Annotated in this window: 19 protein-coding genes and 1 pseudogene; 10 read left to right on the top strand and 10 right to left on the bottom strand. The window is 73.1% G+C overall.

Features of this window, described 5'->3' with window-relative positions:
* Positions 1-153: 153 nt before the first annotated feature.
* A complete protein-coding gene (locus HNQ79_RS28195) occupies positions 154-567 on the bottom strand; it encodes an organic hydroperoxide resistance protein (RefSeq protein ID WP_185035776.1) in 414 nt (137 codons plus the stop codon).
* Positions 568-670: 103 nt separating this feature from the next.
* Between HNQ79_RS28195 and HNQ79_RS28200 the strand changes: the two genes are divergently transcribed.
* Positions 671-1,240, top strand: coding sequence for a MarR family winged helix-turn-helix transcriptional regulator (locus tag HNQ79_RS28200; protein WP_185035717.1), 570 nt, complete (start codon positions 671-673; stop codon positions 1,238-1,240).
* Positions 1,241-1,242: 2 nt separating this feature from the next.
* Here HNQ79_RS28200 and HNQ79_RS28205 read toward each other — a convergent pair whose 3' ends face one another.
* Together HNQ79_RS28205 and HNQ79_RS28210 are read right to left on the bottom strand one after the other, a co-directional pair.
* Positions 1,243-2,466, bottom strand: a complete 1,224-nt coding sequence (locus HNQ79_RS28205) for a PP2C family protein-serine/threonine phosphatase (RefSeq protein ID WP_185035777.1) — start codon at positions 2,464-2,466, stop codon at positions 1,243-1,245.
* A gap of 321 nt (positions 2,467-2,787) precedes the next feature.
* A complete protein-coding gene (locus HNQ79_RS28210; RefSeq protein ID WP_229923459.1) occupies positions 2,788-3,543 on the bottom strand; it encodes a polysaccharide deacetylase family protein in 756 nt (251 codons plus the stop codon).
* Positions 3,544-3,791: 248 nt separating this feature from the next.
* On the opposite strand from HNQ79_RS28210, the gene HNQ79_RS28215 reads away from it, so the two are divergent.
* From HNQ79_RS28215 to HNQ79_RS34965, 3 genes and pseudogenes are all read left to right on the top strand, one after another.
* A complete protein-coding gene (locus tag HNQ79_RS28215) occupies positions 3,792-4,859 on the top strand; it encodes a hypothetical protein (protein ID WP_185035719.1) in 1,068 nt (355 codons plus the stop codon).
* A gap of 2 nt (positions 4,860-4,861) precedes the next feature.
* Positions 4,862-5,962, top strand: a complete 1,101-nt coding sequence (locus tag HNQ79_RS28220) for a hypothetical protein (RefSeq protein ID WP_185035720.1) — start codon at positions 4,862-4,864, stop codon at positions 5,960-5,962.
* Positions 5,963-6,141: 179 nt separating this feature from the next.
* Positions 6,142-6,477 (top strand): annotated as a pseudogene (locus HNQ79_RS34965) (glycoside hydrolase family 12 protein); the annotation flags it as partial.
* A 39-nt stretch (positions 6,478-6,516) separates the two neighbouring features.
* On the opposite strand, the gene HNQ79_RS34855 reads toward HNQ79_RS34965, so the two are convergent.
* Positions 6,517-6,729, bottom strand: coding sequence for a DUF4190 domain-containing protein (locus HNQ79_RS34855; protein ID WP_185035778.1), 213 nt, complete (start codon positions 6,727-6,729; stop codon positions 6,517-6,519).
* A 196-nt stretch (positions 6,730-6,925) separates the two neighbouring features.
* Entirely contained in the window at positions 6,926-7,072 is a 147-nt protein-coding gene (locus HNQ79_RS28235; protein WP_185035721.1) for a hypothetical protein, read from the bottom strand.
* Between the two features lie 121 nt (positions 7,073-7,193).
* Here HNQ79_RS28235 and HNQ79_RS28240 point away from each other — a divergent pair, with 121 nt between their 5' ends.
* Positions 7,194-7,850 (top strand): TetR family transcriptional regulator, encoded by a 657-nt coding sequence (locus HNQ79_RS28240; protein ID WP_185035722.1) that lies wholly within the window; start codon positions 7,194-7,196, stop codon positions 7,848-7,850.
* 61 nt (positions 7,851-7,911) lie between these two features.
* Here the strand turns inward: HNQ79_RS28240 and HNQ79_RS28245 are convergent, their stop codons facing one another.
* A complete protein-coding gene (locus HNQ79_RS28245) occupies positions 7,912-8,460 on the bottom strand; it encodes a GNAT family N-acetyltransferase (protein WP_185035723.1) in 549 nt (182 codons plus the stop codon).
* A 149-nt stretch (positions 8,461-8,609) separates the two neighbouring features.
* Between HNQ79_RS28245 and HNQ79_RS28250 the strand changes: the two genes are divergently transcribed.
* Entirely contained in the window at positions 8,610-9,608 is a 999-nt protein-coding gene (locus HNQ79_RS28250; protein WP_185035724.1) for a TIGR03885 family FMN-dependent LLM class oxidoreductase, read from the top strand.
* Positions 9,605-11,296 carry an alpha-amylase family protein gene (locus tag HNQ79_RS28255; RefSeq protein WP_185035725.1) on the top strand — a complete coding sequence of 564 codons (1,692 nt, stop codon included), beginning with the start codon at positions 9,605-9,607 and terminating at the stop codon, positions 11,294-11,296. Before HNQ79_RS28250 ends, HNQ79_RS28255 begins: the two co-directional genes overlap by 4 nt.
* A gap of 56 nt (positions 11,297-11,352) precedes the next feature.
* Here the strand turns inward: HNQ79_RS28255 and HNQ79_RS28260 are convergent, their stop codons facing one another.
* A complete protein-coding gene (locus HNQ79_RS28260; protein ID WP_185035726.1) occupies positions 11,353-11,751 on the bottom strand; it encodes a VOC family protein in 399 nt (132 codons plus the stop codon).
* Positions 11,752-11,873: 122 nt separating this feature from the next.
* A complete protein-coding gene (locus tag HNQ79_RS28265) occupies positions 11,874-12,734 on the bottom strand; it encodes a SigB/SigF/SigG family RNA polymerase sigma factor (protein ID WP_185035727.1) in 861 nt (286 codons plus the stop codon).
* A 287-nt stretch (positions 12,735-13,021) separates the two neighbouring features.
* On the opposite strand from HNQ79_RS28265, the gene HNQ79_RS28270 reads away from it, so the two are divergent.
* Together HNQ79_RS28270 and HNQ79_RS28275 are read left to right on the top strand one after the other, a co-directional pair.
* Positions 13,022-13,885 (top strand): MEDS domain-containing protein, encoded by an 864-nt coding sequence (locus HNQ79_RS28270; RefSeq protein WP_229923500.1) that lies wholly within the window; start codon positions 13,022-13,024, stop codon positions 13,883-13,885.
* A complete protein-coding gene (locus tag HNQ79_RS28275; protein ID WP_185035729.1) occupies positions 13,882-14,841 on the top strand; it encodes an anti-sigma factor RsbA family regulatory protein in 960 nt (319 codons plus the stop codon). Before HNQ79_RS28270 ends, HNQ79_RS28275 begins: the two co-directional genes overlap by 4 nt.
* Before the next feature lie 283 nt (positions 14,842-15,124).
* On the opposite strand, the gene HNQ79_RS28280 is transcribed toward HNQ79_RS28275, so the two are convergent.
* Positions 15,125-15,844: a class I SAM-dependent methyltransferase gene (locus HNQ79_RS28280; RefSeq protein ID WP_185035730.1), complete on the bottom strand. Its 720-nt coding sequence runs from the start codon at positions 15,842-15,844 to the stop codon at positions 15,125-15,127.
* Between the two features lie 578 nt (positions 15,845-16,422).
* On the opposite strand from HNQ79_RS28280, the gene rho reads away from it, so the two are divergent.
* Positions 16,423-17,562, top strand: a complete 1,140-nt coding sequence (rho, locus tag HNQ79_RS28285; protein WP_185035731.1) for a transcription termination factor Rho — start codon at positions 16,423-16,425, stop codon at positions 17,560-17,562.
* A gap of 7 nt (positions 17,563-17,569) precedes the next feature.
* Here rho and HNQ79_RS28290 read toward each other — a convergent pair whose 3' ends face one another.
* A complete protein-coding gene (locus HNQ79_RS28290) occupies positions 17,570-18,892 on the bottom strand; it encodes an NAD(P)/FAD-dependent oxidoreductase (protein WP_185035732.1) in 1,323 nt (440 codons plus the stop codon).
* Between the last annotated feature and the right edge of the window lie 72 nt (positions 18,893-18,964).

Raw genomic sequence — 18,964 nt, forward strand, 5'->3', positions numbered from 1 at the left:
GGGGGGCGGGGGCCAACCCCCGGCACCGGGAGGCCCGGGGGGGGCCCCGGGCGGGGGGCGGGCCCCCCCCCCTACGGGGCGCGGGGGGGCCCCCCCCGGGGGGGGGCGCCCGACCGCGCGCGTCGCGGCAGGGGGCCGAAGTGGCCGCTGTGCCTATTCGATGACGAGCTCGACGGGGATGTTGCCGCGGGTGGCCTTGGAGTAGGGGCAGTACGCGTGGGTCTTCTCCAGGAGCGTCCGGCCCACTTCGCCCTCCAGGTGCTCCGGCAGTTCGGCCCGCATGATCACGGAGAGCCCGAAGCCGCCGTCGGTGTCCTTGCCGATGCTGACCTCGGCGGTCACCGAGACGTCCGAGACGTCGAGCTTTTCCTGCCGGGCCACGGAGCCCATCGCGCTGGCGAAGCAGGCGGCGTAACCGGCGGCGAAGAGCTGCTCGGGGTTGGTGCCGCGGCCGTTGCCGCCGAGGGCGACAGGGAAGCCGAGCGGCAGGTCGATCTGACCGTCGGAGCTGACGGCACGGCCCTCGCGGCCGTTGGCGGTGGCGACAGCGGTGTACAGCGCGTCCATGGGGTCCATCTCTCTTCGGTCGTCGGTCGGTGGAACGTATGACCACAACTAGAGCACACAATTCAATTGCGCACAACTTAATCACGCGCGGTACGCTGCCTCCATGGCGAAGGAAAAGGCGGAGAAGACGGCGGCCGGAACAGCCCAGGGAGACGCGGAGGACGCACGCGAGGTACGGGACGCACGGCATCCGCAGGACGTCCGGGACGAGGACTTCCTGCGCCTCGACCACCAGATCTGCTTCTCGCTGCACGCCGCGACGCGCGCCCTGAACGGCGTCTACCGCACGGCTCTGAAGGACCTGGGTCTCACCTACCCGCAGTACCTGGTGATGCTGGTGCTCTGGGAGGACGGCGAACTGCCCGTCAAGAGGATCGGCGAACGGCTGCGACTGGACTCGGGCACCCTCTCCCCGCTGCTCAAGCGCCTGGAGTCGGCGGGCCACGTGGAGCGCCGCCGCAGCCCCGACGACGAGCGCTCGGTCACCGTCCGGCCCACCGCGCAGGGTGCCGCGCTCCGGGCGCAGGCACTGGCCGTGCCGCGTGCCATCGCCGCGTCCACCGGGCTCACCCTGGCCGAGGTCGCCGACCTGCGCACCCGGCTCAACACCCTGACCGCCACCCTGGACGGCGCGGACCCCGTGGCGCTCGCCGGGGGCTGCGCGGCCGGCTGAGGTCAGTCCTCCGCCGTCCCCCGCGGGGACGCTCCGGTGAGGTCCGCACCGGTGGCGGCGTTGCGCCGGGAGTGCCCGACGCCGTGCCAGTCCAGGCACATGATGGTCGCGTCGTCCTCCAGGTGCCCGTCGTGCGCGGCGACGACCTTCGCGATCACCGTGCGGGCGGCCTCGCGCGGGTGCAGGCCGCCGGTACGTACGATCAGGTCCTCCAGGTCCAGGTCACCCGCGCTGTGCTCCAGCATGCCGTCGGTGAACATGAACAGCCGGTCGCCGTCCCGCAGGTCCAGCCGCTGCACCTGGTAGGAGTGCGGGAAGCGGAAACCGAACGGCATGTCGATCGCCACCTCCAGCTGCTCGACCTTTCCGTCCCGCAGCCGCAGCGGCCAGGGGTGGCCCGCGTTGATGAACTCGACGTTTCCGTCGTGCAGTCCGATGCGCAGGAGCTGACCGGTGACGTATCCCTGACGGCCGTGGTCGACCAGGGCCAGGTCGGCCTGCCGGGCCTGTTCGGCCAGGCCCTCGCCGGCCCGCCGGGCCCCGCGCAGCGCGCCCACGGCCAGCGTGGCGAGCAGCGCGGCGTCGACGTCGTGACCCATCGCGTCGGTGACGGACAGCTGCACGGTGTCGCGGTCGATCACGTAGTCGAAGGTGTCCCCTCCGACGTGGTCGGCGGGCTCCAGCGCCCCGGCGACCGTGAACTGGGCGGCCTCGCAGGCGAGGGAGGAGGGCAGCAGCCGGTGCTGGATCTCCGCGGCCAGGCTCAGCGGCCGGGTGCGGCGGCCCCACTGGTACACGTCGGTGTACGACCGGTTCGCGATGACGATGTAGGCCAGTGCGTGGGCGGTCTCGCCGATCTCCCGCATCGCGCTGTCGTCGGGCTCCGCGGAGAGGAAGAGTTCCAGCAGACCGATGGCGTCCCCGCGATTGGTGACCGGAGCGACGACCCGCACCCCGCTCGCGCCCTCCCTCCGCGCGGTGGCGGGCCGCTGGGTCCGGATCACCTCGTCGTACAGGGTGCCGCGCAGGGCGATGCGCCGGACCGGTTCGTCGGTGTCGACGTCGCCGGCGACGCCAAGACGCACCACGGAGGTGCCGGTGAAGTCCATGATGAGGAAGGTGACCTCGGTCGCGTCGAGGCGTTGGCGCAGCATGCGGGCGACGACGTCGAGCGATTCCACCGGAGGTGCGGCCTCCGCGGCGGCGAGCGCCCCGGCGAGTCCCACGGCCGGGGGGCGGCCGTCGGCATCCGGGGCAGGCGGAGCTCCGGCCGGCCGGCCGGAAGCCGGCGGATGCGTGTTCACCTGGGGCGTCTCCGTTGCTCTGGTGCCTGGTCGTCACGCGCGGAGGGCGCACCGGACACCGGGCCCGGCCGGCCGCGAGAACGCACCCGGGGCACGCGTCGCACCGCATCGGGCGGCAGCCGCCGCACCAACCTACCGCGCCCGCCCCGCGGCGCCCCGCCGCACGTCTGCGGACGGCACGGGCACGAGGCCGACCGCGCCGTCCCGTACACCCGGAACGGGCCCTCCGGGACGACCGCCGGGTCAGGGCCGGTAGACCTCGCCGGGCCGGGGCACGGCCGGGGACATCAGCTGGGAGAACGTGACGAACGTGTATCCCTTCGCCCGGAGTTCGGAGATGATCCCGGGGACCGCCGGAATCGTGCCGGCGTACCGCTCGTGGAGCAGGATGATCCCGTCGCGTTCGGTCTGGTCGAGAACACGCTGCTTGATCAGGGCGCTGTCGGTGGTCTGGAAGTCCTTGGCCGTGACGCTCCACAGGGCCTGGGCGAGGCCGAGTTCCCTGAGTACGTCGGAGACGTCGTCGTTGGTGGCGCCGCCCGGCGGGCGCAGGAGGTTGGGGACCTTGCCGGTGGCGGCCTCGATGTCCTTCTGCACCGGCTCGACCTCCGCGCGGATCTCGTCCGGCGTGAGTTCGGTGAGGTTCTTGTGCGTCAAGGTGTGGTTCGCGACCTCGTGCCCCTCCTTCGCCATCCGGGTCACGGTCTGCGGATAGGTGTCGGTGTGGCCCTTCCCCTGGAGGAAGAAGGTCGCGGGTACCTTCTCGCGCTTCAGGACGTCCAGCAGTTTCGGCGTCGGGGCGCTGGGACCGCCGTCGAAGGTCAGCACCACGCACTTTGCCTCGGCGCAGTCGACCGGCCCTGCGGCCCTGCCGTCGGCGTCGTCGCGCGCCTCGGCGGGCGAGATGACGCCGGTGAGCGTGCTGCACGCGGTGAGGACCGGCAGGAGGGCGGCGGCGAGGAGCAGGCCCGTGGTACGGGTGAGGCGGGTGCGGTTCATGACTCTCATCATCGGCCCCGCCTCCGGGCGCGGCGCAGGGGGTTCGCCGCAGGGAGTGCGCGCGGCGCGCCGGGAGGGTACGCCGTCCGGGCCGCCACCCGCCCGACGGGACCATCAACTCGCTGATTCGGCAGGGGAGTTGGCCGGGCCGATGCGTCCAGGCAGTGGCCCGCGATCGGCCGGATGTCGTCTGTTCAGGGGTGTGCGGCGTCAGTAGCGTGTGCGCCCTTCGCACTCCTGGGGGTCTCGTGCACGGTCTCCGTACGTTCGTCGCCTGCCTCGTGCTCTCCTGCACCGCGGTCATGTCGCCCGCCGGCGCCGGGACGGTCGCCGCGGCCGCGCCGCCCCGCTGGTCGGCCCTGCCGGTGCCGGCGGCGGCCCCGGCCGTGTACGTGGCCGACCTCGCCGCCCGCGGGCCCCGCGAGGCGTGGGCGACCGGCTCGGAGTCCGGACCGGACGGCCCGCGGCCGGTGCTTCACCGGTGGGACGGCGCCACCTGGAGCCGGGACGCCACCTTCCCCGGGGCCGGGCAACCGGGCCGGCTCGGCAAGGTGCAGTTCGTCGGCGACGAGACGTGGGTCTTCCACCACCGCGACGGAGCGGGCGAGATCCTGCGCCGGTCGGCGGATGGGTGGACCGTCGTGCCGCTGCCGCAGACCCTCTGGTACTACCAGGACTTCACCGCGGTGCCGGGCGCCGCGTGGGTGGTCGGCGAGGACGACAGCGGGCTGAAGGTGCTGCACTACGACGGTTCCCGCTGGACCGCGCAGAGGGCCCCCGACGGCGTGCTGTCCCTGCGGGGGATCACCGCCCGCAGTGCCACCGACGCGTGGGCGTGGGCGGACACCGCCGCGGGGGCAGCCGTACTGCGCTGGGACGGTACGACGTGGCGGGACGCGCAGGTGCCGCTGCCGCCTGACAGCAACGTGTACACAGTCCTTCCCGAACCGTCCGGCCGGGTCACCATCGGCGGCAGCCAGTACGCCGACGGCGTGAACCGCACGTACCTGACGACCGGCAACGGGCGTACCTGGCGCACCACTTACCCGCCCCTGGACAACGCCTCCGCCGAGGACATGGTGCGCGGCCCGGACGGCGCGCTGTGGCTGCCGGTGCGCAGCGACCGCGCGTTCCAGTCCAGGTACGCCCGGGTGGACGGCTCGCGCACCGGCTTCTCCTACGGACCCCGGCGCACGCACGCGATCGAGGTCCAGCCGCGTGCGCTGGCGTCGGCCGGCTCCACACTGCTGTCCTTCGGGACCGTCGAGATCTACGGCTCCAAACCGAACCTGATGAGCGAACGACTGGGAGGCTGACCATGGCACGGAGACTTCTCGTCGCGGCCCTCGCGGTCGCCATGACCCTCGTTCCCGTCGCCGCGGCGGACCCTCTGACCTGGCAGCACGTCCCGGTGCCCGCACAGGTGCGCCCGCAGGCCGGGCTGAACGAGGCCGCGGCGACCGGACCCGAGCGGGCGTGGGCGGTGGGCACGGACGCCGTCGGCCGCACGGCGCCGGGCTTCCCGCTGCTGCTGCGGTGGAACGGCACCGCCTGGCAGCGCCAGAGCCTTCCCGGCGCCGCCTGGCAGGGCGAACTGCTGTCGGTGGCCGCCACCTCGGCGTCCGAGGCCTGGGCGGTCGGCCGCGACACGGCGGGCGGCACCCGGTTGCTCCGCCTCGACGCCTCCGGGTGGCGGGAGGACCGGGCGCCGCGCGGCGTCGCCGTGACCAAGGTCGTCGCGGGCGGCGGTGAAACCTGGCTGATCGGCTCCCGGGACGGCGCGCAGGCACTGCTGCGCCGGGACGGGCGCACCTGGCGGGACCTGCCGGTGCCGCCCGGCTCGGTGTACGGACTGCACCTTTTGGCGGCCGACGACGTCTGGGCCGCGGGCTCCTCCGGAGCGGGCGCGACCGTGTCGCACTGGGACGGGCAGGCGTGGCAGCAGACGGTCGTGAACGGCTTTCCCCGGTCGGGGGTCGGCACGGTACTCGCGGTCTCCCCGACCGAGGTGTGGGCGGGCGGCTCGGCCGGGTTCATCGGCGGACCGGTGGGCCGGCCGATTCCGCCGCTGCTGATGCGCTGGAACGGCACGGAGTGGACCCGGGTGGCCGTGCCCACCGACTTCGGCGGCATCACCTCGCTGGCACCCAGCGCTTCCGGCGGGCTGGGCTGGGTCGCGGTGGCCCGCTCGCAGAAGTGGGGGTCGCCCGGCGGCCGGCCCCCGCTGGTCCCCGGGCCCGCGTTCCTCGCCTGGGACGGCTTCGCGTTCACCCCGTACGACGAGCCGGCCGTGGCCGGGGAGGGCGCCTCCTCGGTGCTGACGCTGGCCCCGGTGCCGGGCGCCGCGACGGTGTGGTCCGTGGGCCGCGCCGCCGGCCCCGAGGGCACCTTCGCACCGCGCGTCCTGCGCTTCGGGTGAGGTGCGAGGGGATCGGGTGCGCGGGCGGCGGGGGCTTTCTGCGAGCCGGGCGGCGAGATCCCGCCGCCGCACCCCGCCGCCGGCCTCGGCCGTCGCGCTGAGCCGCCCGCACAATTCCGACAACTCCCTTGGCTCGCAAGCGACTTGTCCCGCCGTGCCTCTTGTCCGAACGTACCGGCGCCTCGTACGACATCCGGCTCGACCCCACGCCCAAGAAGGACGGGGTGAACCGGACCGAGATCATGATCTGGTTCCACCGGGTCGGCCCGGTCCAGCCCATCGGGTCGCCGGCCGGGACCGCCACTGTCGGCGGTCGCACCTGGGAGGTGTGGTCCGGCAACAACGGCGGCAACGACGTGCTTTCCTTCCTCGCCCCGGCGGCGATCCCCGAGTGGAGTACGCCGACGCCCGGAGCCTGCCAGGTGCGTTGCGCGGCCCAGTCCTGGCCGGGCGGCTTCGTCGCCGATGTGACCCGCACCAACACCGCCGCGACGCCGGTCGACGGCTGGCGGGTCCGGGGCGCGCCAATGCACCGGGTGCGTCCCGGATCGGGCTCAGAAGCTCCAGGAGACGGCGTTGTTCAGGTCGACGACGGCCACCAGGACCACGAGGTCGGCGACACCGAGGACCATCCCGAGCCAGGCCCGGTACCGGCGGGTGGTGCCGCGCCGCAGGGCGAGGGTGGCGAGTACGAGGGCCGCCGGGCCCAGGACGACGCTCATGGTGAGCAGTCCCACCACGCCGAACACGAAGGAGGCGACCGCCATCCCGTCCGCGTCGTGCAGACCGACGCGGCGGGTGCGGCCGGGGGCGGGGTCCGCGGCGGGGCGGCCGGCGCCGGCCTGCGGGGCGTCGGCGCCTCCGGCGGGGGCGGTGCGGGTCCCGGTGGGCGCGGTGTGCTGCATGGTCGTGCTCCTTTCTCGTAGGCCGGTCGAAGGTCCGGCGTGCTGCCCGGAGCGGTCCTCAGCGGTGTCGGCGTTCCCGGACCGCGAAGACCAGCAGCCAGCAGCCGATCACCGCGGCGGCGACCAGGGAGACGGGCGGGGGCAGATGGGCGACGGGGCCCAGCAGAACGCCCAGGAGCAGGAGGGCGGCGACGAGTGCGATCACTGGCTCAACACCTCGCAGAGCGGGAGGAGAACGATTTGAGTGAACAGTTGTTACTACACTTGTCCACTGAAGCAGATCCCCATGCTTCCTTTCCTCGGAGAACGACTGTTTACTGGATGACATGAGTCACATCGCGGAGACCGCACCCGGGGCGACGGGGGCCGTCGGCGTCCGGCAGGCCCAGAAGTTGAGAACCCGTCAGGCCCTGATGGACGCGGCACTCCGCCTGCTGGAGCACCAGAGCCTGAGCAGTCTGGGCCTGCGCGAGGTGACCCGGGCCGCCGGTATCGCCCCCACCGCCTTCTACCGGCACTTCAAGGACACCGCGGAACTCGGCGTCGCCCTGGTCGAGGAGTCGCTGGGCGGACTGCACGGCGCCCTCCGCACCGGCCTGTCCGCTCCCGACCCGGGCGACAGCGAGGCCAGGATCGCCCTCACCGTCGGCCTGATCGCCGACCTCACGCGGTCCGCCCCGGCGCACGTACGGTTCGTGGCCCGTGAGCGGCACGGCGGTGTGCAGCCGGTGCGCCGCGCGATCGGGGACCAACTGCGGCTGTTCGCCGAGGAGGTGGCCGACGCGCTCGGCGCACTCCCGGACTCGGCGGGCTGGCCGCGCGAGGACCTGCTGATGCTGGCGGGGATCTACGTCGACCACATGGTGATGACCGCGTCGGCCTTCCTCGCTGCCGGTCCCGACGGCGAGCAGTCCACCGCCGAGCTCGCCCGCCGCCAACTGCGCCTGGTCGGCCTGGGCCGCCGCCACTGGCTGGATGGTTAGCCGCGATGCTCGGCGGGTCGGACCCCGGCTCCGTACAGGCCGGGCCCCGACCGGCTGCCGGTCAGGCCGTGGCGCGCTGCCGGGCCTGCCATTCCGGTGCGAGGAGCCCGAGGACGACTTCGTCCAGGAACTCGCCCAGCACCCACGCGGAGGAGCGCAGCACGCCCTCGCGGGTGAACCCGTTCCGCTCGGCGGCGCGCAGCATCGCCGTGTTGTCGGCGAGCGTCTCGATCTGGAGGCGCCGCAGGCCGCGCACGACGAAGCCGTAGTGGCACAGCACGGCCACCACGTCCGTGCCGTAGCCCTTGCCGCGTGCGGACGGGAGGATTCCCAGGCCGACGTGCCCGCCCCGGTGGTGTGCGTCGATGCCCCACAGGGTCGCGGTGCCGACCAGAGCGTCGCTCTCCACGTCCACGACGGAGAACGAGACGTTCATGACGTCCAGGCCGTCCACGTGCAGCCGGGGGTCCTTCGCGTCCGGGGGCATCGGCGTCCACGGCCGCGCCGCCGCCCGGGAGCCCGTGACGGCGTCGTCGTAGAGCCCGGTGCGCAGCAGCGGGATGTCCTCTTCGTGCCGGGCCCTGAGCGCGACCCTCCTGCCAGTCAGCATGCACGCTTCCTATCGGAACGGTCCCACCTGCGGCAACACCTTCGCCGATCTTGTCGGTGGAGGTGCCCGCCGGGGACCGTCACCCCGTCGTGCGCAAGAGCGGCCCGTCGCGGCCGATGATCCCCCGGCGAGGGGGTACGCGGGAGGGCATGACCGTCTACGGGTTTCACGCCTCGCACGAACAGGTGCCGCCCGCCGTCCTGTTGGCGGCGGCCGTCCAGGCAGAGCAGGTCGGTTTCACGGCCGCGATGTGCTCGGACCACTTCTCGCCCTGGAGCGCACGTCAGGGTGAGTCGGGGTTCGCGTGGTCGTGGCTGGGAGCCGCGCTGCAGGCCACCGAGTCCCTTCCGTTCGGGGTGGTGAACGCCCCCGGCCAGCGCTATCACCCGGCGATCGTCGCGCAGGCGATCGGCAGCCTGGCCTCGATGTATCCGGGCCGCTTCTGGGCAGCGCTGGGCAGCGGGGAGGCGTCCAACGAGCACATCACCGGCGCGCCGTGGCCCCGCAAGGACGTGCGCAACGCCCGGCTGCGGGAGTGCGTCGACGTCATCCGGGCCCTGCTGCGGGGCGAGGAGGTGAGCCACGACGGCCTGGTGACCGTGGACCGGGCCCGGCTGTGGACCCGGCCGGACACCGTGCCGCCGCTGGTGGGGGCCGCGTGCAGCGAGGCGACCGCACGGTGGTGCGCCGAGTGGGCGGACGGGCTCATCACGGTGAACGCCCCCGTCGAGCAGCTCCGCCGCATCGTCGACGCCTACCGGTCGGCGGGCGGCGCGGGACCCCTGCACCTCCAGGTCCATGTGAGCTGGGCCCCGGACCAGGACACCGCGCTCGCCCTCGCCCACGACCAGTGGCGCACCAACGTGCACGGGCCGCCCGTGAGTTGGGACATCGACTCGGCGGACGTCTTCGACGTGGTCAGCGAGCACGTCACGCCCGAGCAGGTGGCCCGTTCGGTGAACGTCTCGGCCGATCTGGGCCGGCACGCGGCCTGGCTCCAGGAGTACGCCGACCTCGGCTTCGACGCGGTCATGGTGCACCACGTGGGCCAGGAACAGAGCGCGTTCCTGGACGCCTTCGGCAGCGAGGTGCTGCCGCAGCTCAAGGTCACCCCCGCACCCTCCTACACGGCAGGCGGTTCCCGATGAGGCTCACCCGTACGTCCGACCTGTGGTGGAAGAACGCCGTCGTGTACTGCCTGGACGTGGAGACGTACCAGGACGGCAACGGCGACGGCACCGGTGACTTCGCCGGTCTCACCCAGCGCATCGACCACCTGGTGCGGCTGGGCGTCACCTGCGTGTGGCTGATGCCCTTCTACCCGACCCGCGAACGCGACGACGGCTACGACATCACCGACTTCTACGGCGTCGATCCGCGCCTGGGCACCCTCGGCGACTTCACGGAGTTCGTCCGTACCGCACGCGACCGGGGCATCCGCGTCATCGCGGACCTGGTGGTCAACCACACCTCGGAGCACCACCCCTGGTTCCAGGACTCCCGTTCCTCGCGGGACTCCGACCACCGCGACTGGTACGTGTGGGCGGACGAGCCGCCGAAGGACGGCCCCGAGGGTGTCGTCTTCCCCGACGCCGAGGACAGCGTGTGGGAGTACGACGAGCCGACCGGCCAGTACTACCTGCACCGCTTCTACAAGCAGCAGCCGGACCTGAACATCGCCAACCCCCGCGTCCGCGACGAGATAGCCCGGATCATGGGCTTCTGGACCCAGCTGGGCCTGTCCGGCTTCCGGGTGGACGCGGTGCCGTTCCTGCTGGAGACCGACGGGCAGCAGGACGCCGGACAGCTGCCGGACCCGCACGAGTACTTGGCCGATCTGCGGGCCTTTCTGGGCCGGCGCAGCGGGGAGGCGGTACTGCTCGGCGAGGTGAACCTGCCGTACGAGGACACGGCGCTCTTCTTCGGCGAGCCCAGCTCCGGCCGGGGCGACGAGCTCACCATGTGCTTCGACTTCATCGGCATGCAGCAGATGTACCTCTCGCTGGCGCGGGGCGAGGCGGCCCCGCTGGCCCGCAGTCTGCGCGAGCGGCCGGCCGCCCCCCGGGACGCGCACTGGGCGACCTTCGTGCGCAATCACGACGAGCTCACCCTCGACAAGCTCTCCGACGCCGAACGCGCGGAGGTCTTCGCCGCGTTCGGCCCGGAGAAGGAGATGCAGCTCTACGACCGCGGTCTGCGCCGGCGGCTGCCGCCGATGGTGGACGGCGACCGGCGCCGTCTCGAACTCGTCTACAGCCTCCTGTTCACCCTGCCGGGCACCCCCGTGCTGTTCTACGGCGAGGAGATCGGCATGGGTGAGAACCTGGCCGCGGAGGGCCGCCAGGCCGTGCGTACGCCGATGCAGTGGACGTCGGACAAGCTCGGCGGCTTCTCCACCGCCGACCCGGCCACCTTCCCCAACCCGGTCGCGGACGGTGCGTTCGCCCCGGACAAGGTCAACGTCCACGACCAGTCCCGCGACCCGGACTCCTTCCTCTCCCACATGCGGCTGCTCGTCGAGCGCTACCGGGAGTCGCCGGAGCTGGCCTGGGGCGACTTCGAGCTGCTGGACAGCGGGAGCCCGGCCGTCCTGGCCCATCTCGGCTCGCTGCCGGAGGGCGCGGTGCTGGCGGTGCACAACTTCTCCGGCGAGGCGGCCTCGGCAACCCTGTCCGTGCCGGGCCTCGGCGAGGACGGCGAACTGACGGACATCTTCACCGCGGCCACGCTCGGCACCTCCGCCGACAAGCGCGTGCGGGTCGACCTGGAGCCCTACGGCTACCGCTGGCTACGCGTGGCGACGGACCGGGACGACCCGGACCGGACGACCGCCTGAGGTGGGGAGCCGGGCGGCCCCGGTGCTGCTGCCGGGGCCGGTCCCCGCGCCCCGCGTCAGGTCCGGCGGAGGTAGTGCGCACGCCCCTCGTCGTCGAGGCCGACGGGACGATCTTCGGGGATGATGCAGAACTCGTTGCCCTCGGGGTCGGCCATCACCAGGAACCCGCTGTCCGCGTACTCCTCCAACCGGCGTCCGCCCAGGGCCTCCACGCGCTGCTGCTCGGCCTCCGGGTCCCGGGCGGAGACATCGACGTGCATACGGTTCTTGACCGACTTGGCCTCGGGGGTCTTCTGGAAGCCCAGGGTGATGCCGTTCTCGCGCCGCAGCCACACATAGGGTCCGGTACGGCTCACGACCGGCCTGCCGAGCAGTTCGGACCAGAACGCGGCGAGCAGCTCGGGGTCGGCGGCGTCGACGACAAGGGCGTTGACGCGCAGGGGTGCTTCGGTCACGGTCGTGTCCTTCCCGGTCCTTCGCGGCCCCCGCAGAAGCGAGGCGTGCTCCCGACCGTACCGCCGCCTGCCGGTGTGCCGGCGCGTACCGCGTTCCCGGGTCCGTGAACCGGTCCGTCGGCTCAGTCCGTGAGCATGCCGTTGCGGAGCCGGGCGAGGATGCGGGTCAGGACCCGGGAGACCTGCATCTGCGAGATGCCGAGGACCTCGGCGATCCTGGTCTGGGTGAGGTCCTGGCCGAAGCGCAGGGACAGGATGTGCCTGTCCCGTTCGGAGAGAGAGGCGAGGAGCGGGGCCAGGGTGTGCAGGTCCTCGACGAGTTCCATGCCCGGGTCGTCGGAGCCGAGGAGGTCGGCGTAGGAGAGCGCCGCCTTGTTGCCCTGTGCCTCACCGGTGTCGGAGGGCAGGTCCAGCGAGCCCGCGGTGTAGCCGTTCGCCGCGACCAGCCCGTCGATGACCTCCGCCTCGGGGAGGTCGAGGTGGTCGGCGAGCTCGGCGACGGTGGGGTCGCGGTCCAGGGCGGTGGCCAACTGCTCCTTGGCCTTGGCCAGTTCCGTACGCAGCTCCTGGAGCCGGCGCGGCACGTGCACCGCCCATGTCGTGTCCCGGAAGAAGCGCTTGATCTCACCGGTGATGTACGGGACGGCGAAGGAGGTGAACTCCACCTCGCGACTCAGGTCGAACCGGTCGATCGCCTTGATCAGGCCGATCGTGCCGACCTGCATGATGTCCTCCACCTCGCCGTTGCCACGGCTGCGGAAGCGGCGCGCGACGAACCTGACCAGCGACAGGTTCATCTCGATGAGGGTGTTGCGCGCGTACTGGTACTCGTGCGTGCCCTCCTCCAGCTCCTGGAGCCGGTCGAAGTACAGCCGGGAGATCCGGCGGGCGTCCTTGGGGGCCACGGTCTGCGGATCCGTGATCCGCGGCAGCTCCGTGTCCGTACCGTTGCCCCGCACGCCTGCTTCCCGTACTGCCGACATCGTCCCGTCCCCTCTCGAAACCCCGTTGCGTTTGCGGTTCGCCTTGCAGCCAGCATGGCCCGGGATGTGGGGCAGCACACACGGACGAAAGGCCCGCCCACCCCTGCCGAAGGGCCTTTTTCCCCAGGTGACGCAGGTCCCGGGCCACCGGGTCCGGGACCCCGCGGCCACCGCCCCCGGGGCCCGTCGGGCACCGCCCCGCTCCACGACCGCACGGACCTGTGTTTTGATGTGCAGAAATGCTGAAAGCCGGACGGGGCGGGCAGGAGTCGAACAGCGTGGCAGGGATGCCAGGGGCGGTCGTGCCGCCCGACCAGGGGACGGCGGGGCGGCATGCCAGCGTCGTCTACTCCGACGACCGGCAATGGGCCGCGCACCTGTGCGCGTTCGTGCGGGGCGGGCTGGAGCGGAACGAGCAGATGCAGTACTTCGCCGACGCCACCGACCCCGAGCAGGTGCTGCACGCCCTCGCCGACGACGGGATCGACGCGGCGGAGGCCGTACGGCGGGGGCAGCTGACCGTGTCGACCGCGGCCCGGACGTACCTGGCGGGCGCGGTCTTCGACCCGGATTCCGTGTTCGCCCTCTGGGACGAGGGGGTGGACGCGGCCGCCGCGAACGGTTACCGGGGGCTGCGGGTCGTGGGCGAGATGTCCTGGGGTACAAGGAACATCGCGGGCGCCGACCGTCTGCTGGAATACGAACTGCGGATACACCACGAGGTTTTTGAGCGGCTGCCACTGACGGCGTGGTGCTTCTACGACCGTCGTCTGGTGTCCGACGAGGGAGTGAACGTGCTGGCCGGCGCCCATCTGACGCACCGGGGAGGCTCTGCCGCCGGGACCGCGCTGCAGGTGGCCCCGCTGCACGACTCCCCGGGATTCCTGCTGAGCGGTTCGGCCGGTTACGACACGCGCCGCGTCATCGACGCCACCGCCGCCGCCGTCTCGCACGCTCCCACCCCCCGCCTGGAACTCGACCTCTCCGACCTGCACCACGTCGACGCCGCGTCCCTGGCCACGCTCGCCGAAGCGGCGGGCCGGCGGCCCGGGGGCGTCCCGTTGCAGCTCAGAGAGGCGCCGGAGGCGCTGCGGCGGCTGCTGGACCTGTTCCCCGAGCTGGGCTCCGCGGTGGAGGTCGTCGGACGATGACCACTCACCCGAGCGTGGCCGCCGAGCACGGCGCCCAGTCCCCCTTCTTCCACCCGGCCCTCTTCTACAGCACGCAGGACGAATACCTCGCGGGCGTCGGTTCGTACGTCCGCGACGCCGTGGCCGACGGGCAGTCCGTCCTGGTGGCGGTGCCCGCCCCCGCCCTCGCTGTGCTGCGCGACGATCTCGGCGACGCCGGCCGGGACGTCAGCTGGGTCGACATGACCCTCGCCGGACGCAACCCGGGCCGCATCCTGTCCATGCTCCAGGAGTTCGCCGACCGTCCGCGCGGGGCCCACGACCGGGTGTCGATCGTCGGCGAGCCGATCTGGGTCGGCCGCACCCCCGCCGAGGCCGCGGAGGCGACGCGGCACGAGGCGCTGATCAACCTGGCCTTCGAGGGGCGCGAGGCCGCCATTCTCTGTCCGTACGACACCGCGCTGCCCGAGGACGTACTGGCGCTTGCCTACCGCACGCACCCCGTCGTGGGCGGCCCCGGCCCGTACCGGGCCAGTTCGGGGTACGCCGACCCCCACGACGTGTGCCGCGACTGCGACCTCCCGCTGCCCGAACCCGCCAGCGCGGTCGGCGTGGAGTTCGACGAGGACGGGCTGGGACGTACGCGGGACGAGGCCGACCGGTGGGCGGCAGCCGCGGGTCTGTCCTCGGCCCGCCGTGCCGACTGGCTCCTCGCCGTCGGCGAGGCGACCAGCAACTCCGTGCGCCACGGCGGCGGCAGCGGACGGCTGCGCATGTGGCGCGACGGCGACTCCCTGATCGCGGAGATCAGCGACCGGGGCTTCCTGGCCAACCCGCTGACCGGCCGTCGCCGCCCCGACCCGTTCGCCGCGTCCGGCGGCCGGGGTGTGTGGATCATGCACCAGCTGTGCGACCTGGTGGAGATCCGGGCGGGGGCGGAGGGACTCGTCCTGCGACTCCACCTGCGCATGGGGTAACAGGGCACGGCCCCGACGGAACCTGCCCTGCGAAGGCGCCGGCGGGGCGGGTGCGATCTGCGGGCCTGCCTGCGGGGCCGGTGCGATCCTCGGGCTGGCCCGCGTGCCGGAGCGATCGGCGGGCTGATCCACGGGCCGGTCCGCGGGACGGCGCCACCCCGCGGTCCCGCGCACCCGAGCGGTCCACGGGGCGTTCTGTGGGTCGGTGCGGCCGGCGCCTCGCGGCGGTCGGCGCGGGTCCGGCCGTGCGCCGCGTCCCGTGGAGCGTCCGGGACGCCGTGCGTCAACGGCGGGTCGCCACCAGCATGCGGCAGCGCGGGGCGCCGTCGGGGCGGCGGCCGAGTTCGTCCAGGGCGTACGTCTCGACGCCGAATCCCGCGGCGGTCAGTTCCGCGGTGACGTCACCGAGCCGGAAGCCCCGGTAGTACATGACGAACGGCGGTTGCCGGAGCGCGTTGCGCACCCGCATCACCGTGTCGAATCCGAGCATGGCGAGATGGGCGCCCGAGCCGGGGCGGGCGGGGGCCGGCAGCGGGAAGGCGAACCGGCCGCCGGGCCGCAGCACCGCGTGGACCTGCTCGAAGAGCGCGGGGCGCAGGGCGGGCAGGAAGTGCCCGAAGGCGCCGAAGCTCACCACCAGGTCGAAGACCGGGCCGAACGGCAGCGCGAGCGCGTCGCCGCGAACCCAGTGCGCGGGTACGGGAGTCGGCGGTCGCCGCCGTGCCACGTGCAGCATCCCCGCGCTGATGTCGACGCCGGCCACCCGCTCGCGGCACACCTCCGTCAGGACGTCCGCCCCCGCGCCGGTACCGCAGCACAGGTCGAGACCCGTGCCGAACGGCCCGAGTTCACGCAGGAGCCGCGTCACGGGGGCGAGGACCGTGTCGGGGGTGCGGAAGGGGGTGTGGTCGAACTTCGGGGCGAGCAGGTCGTAGCCGTGCTCGACGGAGGACAGCGCCTGCACGGCGAGTTCGCGGAGAGTAGGACCCTGGGGTGTGAACATCGCGCCCAGCATAGGCCGCGACATCGCTTCTCCCCGGGCCGCGTCACTCCTTCGTTCCCGGCATCTGCCACCGCTTCGTACCCGGGGGCAGAACCGTTCGCACCGGTCCGCGGGTCTGCGTGGCCACGGACCGGCTGGCCCGCAGGCCCGCTCGGTCACAGCACGGACCGGCTGGCCCGCAGGCCCGCTCGGTCACAGCCCCGCTGACCCGCTCGGCCACGGACCCGCTGTGCCACGGGCCGCGCGGCCGCTCGCGGCGGCGACGGGGTGCCCGCTCCGGAAGCGGCGCCCGGCATGGGTACCCCTGTGGTACGGTGCGTTCAGCACTTGTGTACGCCCCTTCTGTGGCGCCGGTGCATTTCTCCTCCGCGGTCACCTTGCTACCGGTCTCCGGAGCACTGTTCCCCGCTCTCCCGCAGGGCCACGTCGTTCGCATCTCGCGTCGTCCGGCCCGCGTTCTCCCACCGGCCGCGGACTTCTCCGTCCGCCCCGCGAGGGCCTCGTGCCCCGCCGTCCCGCCGGACTCACCCCCCCGCACACGTTTTCGTCACCCGCGTCCTCGAAAGGACCGACTCCCCATGACCACCACACTCACCACCTCACGCACCTCCTCGTCCGCCCCGCCGGTCCCGGCCTCGGGCGTCCTCGATCTCGCCGCAGGGGGCCACGGCTTCCTGCGCGGCACGGCCCTGGAACCCGCTCCGCACGACGTGCAGGTGCCCGCCTCGCTCATCCGCCGACTCGGCCTGCGCAAGGGCGACCTGGTGAGCGGCGCCTGCGGCAGGCCGCACACGCTCGCCCACGTCGACCTCGTGAACGACGCCCCGCAGGACGCCGCGCGCCGCCCGCACTTCCGTGACCTCACCCCGCTGCACCCGCGCGAGCGGCTGCGGCTGGAGAGCCCGGCCGGCGGCCTCGGCGCACGCCTCGTCGACCTGGTGGCCCCCGTCGGCAAGGGGCAGCGCGGGCTGATCGTCGCACCGCCGAAGACCGGCAAGACCGTACTGCTCCAGCAGCTCGCCGCCTCCGTCTCCGCCAACCACCCCGAGGCACACCTCATGGTGGTGCTGCTGGACGAACGGCCCGAGGAGGTCACCGACATGCGGCGCAGCGTGCGCGGCGAGGTGTACGCCTCGACGTTCGACCGGCCCGCCAAGGCGCACATCGCGCTCGCCGAACTGGCCGTGGAGCGCGCCAAGCGGCTGGCCGAGGAGGGACGCGACGTCGTGATCCTGCTCGACTCGCTGACCCGGCTGTGCCGGGCGTACAACAACGCCGCCTCGTCCGGCGGGCGCACGCTCAGCGGCGGTGTGGACGCGTCGGCGCTGCAGGAGCCGAAGCGGCTGTTCGGCGCGGCCCGGTGCACCGAGGAGGCGGGGTCCCTGACGATCCTGGCCACCGCCCTCGTCGACACGGGCTCGCGCGCCGACGACTTCTACTTCGAGGAGCTGAAGGGCACCGGCAACATGGAGCTGCGCCTGGACCGCACGCTCGCCGACCGGCGTGTCTTCCCGGCCGTCGACATCACCCCTTCCGGCACCCGCCGCGAGGAACTCCTCGTCCCGGCCGCCGAGTCGGCGGTCGTACGGCAGCTGCGCCGGGCCCTTCAGTCGCGCGGCGCCCAGGCTGCCCTGGAAGCCGTGCTCAGCACGCTGCGGCACACTCCGGACAACGCGTCCTTCCTGCGCCAGGTCCACTCCACGGTCCCCGCCGCCTGAGGTCCGTTCAGCGGTTCCGGGGCCGGTGCGGCGGCAGATGGGCGGGCGGGGCGGGCGTTCTGAGGTGGCGGACGTTGACCGCCGTGGCCCTGGCAACGGCGACCGGGCTGAGGAAGCGCAGCGGGCCGATGAGGCGGGCGGCGAAGAGGTGTACGTGCCGGGCGGCCGACGCGTCGCGCGCCGCCGCCGAGAACATCAGCCGCTCGACAGGGTTGAACGGACGGGACTTGGCGTAGTCGGCGGCCAGGAACTGGTGCCCGCGCAGTCGGCGTCCGTGCGTGCGCGCGTACGCCGCGAGCGACCTGTCCAGGTCGCCCCGCCCCGTCACTGCGGGCGCCACCGCTTTCGCCAGCCACTGGGCGGACTGAAGGGCCCATGCGCATCCCACTCCCCACAGCGGGTCGCAGGTCAGGGCGGCGTCGCCGACGAGAGCGAGGCCCGGGGCGGCCGGACTGCGGCTGTGCAGAGGGTAGTTGACGGTTCCGGTTATCTTCGTGATGCGTTCGGCGGCGTCGATGGGCGGCGCGTCGGGCAGGGCGCGGACCAGGGCGAGGAAGCTGCCCTCCAGGTCCGCGCGGAAGTCCGGCAGCCGCTTCTTGTCCGGGAGCACCGCGAGGACCGTCACCCCGTCGTCGTTGGGGAACGCGTAGGCCATGTCCGGTTCGAGGAACCAGGCGTGGCCGGTGCCGCCGGGCAGGGGGAGGTTACGGAAGTGCGCGAGGTAGCCGAAGCGGGTGTTCTCGTAACTCCGGGAGGGCACCTCGGCGAACGCCGCCACGGCGGAGTCCTTGCCGTCCGCGCCGACCACCAGGCGGGCGCGGATCTCGCGTTCGCCGTGCGGGGTGGCCGCGCGCACCCCGGTCGTGCGTCCGGCGTCCCTGAGCAGGCCGGTCACCTGGTGGCCGAGCAGCAGATCGACGCCGGGGGTCTGTCCGGCGCGGGATCTGATCAGCGGGTCGAGGATGCTGCGCCGGATGTTGTACCCGTACGGCAGTGCCGGGCCCGCCGGGGCGGCCCGCGGCTCGATCCATCCCCAACGGGTGTGCCAGCGGGCGTGGTTGCGTACGGCGCCGGCCTCCTCCAAGGCGGTCACGAGGCCGAGTTCCTCCAGCACCGGGTAGGCGCTGGCCGTGAGGGAGTGGGTGCACAGCGTCTTGTACGCGTCGGGGTCTGAGCGGCGTTCCAGCAGGGCGACGCGGGCGCCGCTGCGGGCGAGCAGGATCGCCGCGGCGCTGCCGGCGAGGCTGGCTCCGGCGATGACGACGTCGTAGTCGAGGCCCGGGTCGGTGTCACGGTGGTCGACGCGTCCTGCGCGGTCGGGCTGTGTCATGCGCTGACTGCTCCCTCCGGGGAGTGGTGCCGTTCCTTGCAGTGATGCCCTTCTTCGGGGCGGCGCAATGCC

The sequence above is a fragment of the Streptomyces candidus genome, assembly GCF_014207445.1.
GTDB lineage: Bacteria > Actinomycetota > Actinomycetes > Streptomycetales > Streptomycetaceae > Streptomyces > Streptomyces candidus.

Bases quoted from the DNA above. Each gene is read 5' to 3' on its own strand.
- HNQ79_RS28290 (WP_185035732.1), bottom strand. From the start codon at position 18,892: ATGACACAGCCCGACCGCGCAGGACGCGTCGACCACCGTGACACCGAC.
- HNQ79_RS28275 (WP_185035729.1), top strand. From the start codon at position 13,882: ATGACCACTCACCCGAGCGTGGCCGCCGAGCACGGCGCCCAGTCCCCC.
- HNQ79_RS28265 (WP_185035727.1), bottom strand. From the start codon at position 12,734: ATGTCGGCAGTACGGGAAGCAGGCGTGCGGGGCAACGGTACGGACACG.
- HNQ79_RS28280 (WP_185035730.1), bottom strand. From the start codon at position 15,844: ATGTTCACACCCCAGGGTCCTACTCTCCGCGAACTCGCCGTGCAGGCG.
- HNQ79_RS28200 (WP_185035717.1), top strand. From the start codon at position 671: ATGGCGAAGGAAAAGGCGGAGAAGACGGCGGCCGGAACAGCCCAGGGA.
- HNQ79_RS28250 (WP_185035724.1), top strand. From the start codon at position 8,610: ATGACCGTCTACGGGTTTCACGCCTCGCACGAACAGGTGCCGCCCGCC.
- HNQ79_RS28270 (WP_229923500.1), top strand. From the start codon at position 13,022: ATGCCAGGGGCGGTCGTGCCGCCCGACCAGGGGACGGCGGGGCGGCAT.
- HNQ79_RS28245 (WP_185035723.1), bottom strand. From the start codon at position 8,460: ATGCTGACTGGCAGGAGGGTCGCGCTCAGGGCCCGGCACGAAGAGGAC.
- HNQ79_RS28195 (WP_185035776.1), bottom strand. From the start codon at position 567: ATGGACGCGCTGTACACCGCTGTCGCCACCGCCAACGGCCGCGAGGGC.
- HNQ79_RS28255 (WP_185035725.1), top strand. From the start codon at position 9,605: ATGAGGCTCACCCGTACGTCCGACCTGTGGTGGAAGAACGCCGTCGTG.
- HNQ79_RS28210 (WP_229923459.1), bottom strand. From the start codon at position 3,543: ATGAACCGCACCCGCCTCACCCGTACCACGGGCCTGCTCCTCGCCGCC.
- HNQ79_RS34855 (WP_185035778.1), bottom strand. From the start codon at position 6,729: ATGGCGGTCGCCTCCTTCGTGTTCGGCGTGGTGGGACTGCTCACCATG.
- HNQ79_RS28220 (WP_185035720.1), top strand. From the start codon at position 4,862: ATGGCACGGAGACTTCTCGTCGCGGCCCTCGCGGTCGCCATGACCCTC.
- HNQ79_RS28240 (WP_185035722.1), top strand. From the start codon at position 7,194: ATGAGTCACATCGCGGAGACCGCACCCGGGGCGACGGGGGCCGTCGGC.
- rho (WP_185035731.1), top strand. From the start codon at position 16,423: ATGACCACCACACTCACCACCTCACGCACCTCCTCGTCCGCCCCGCCG.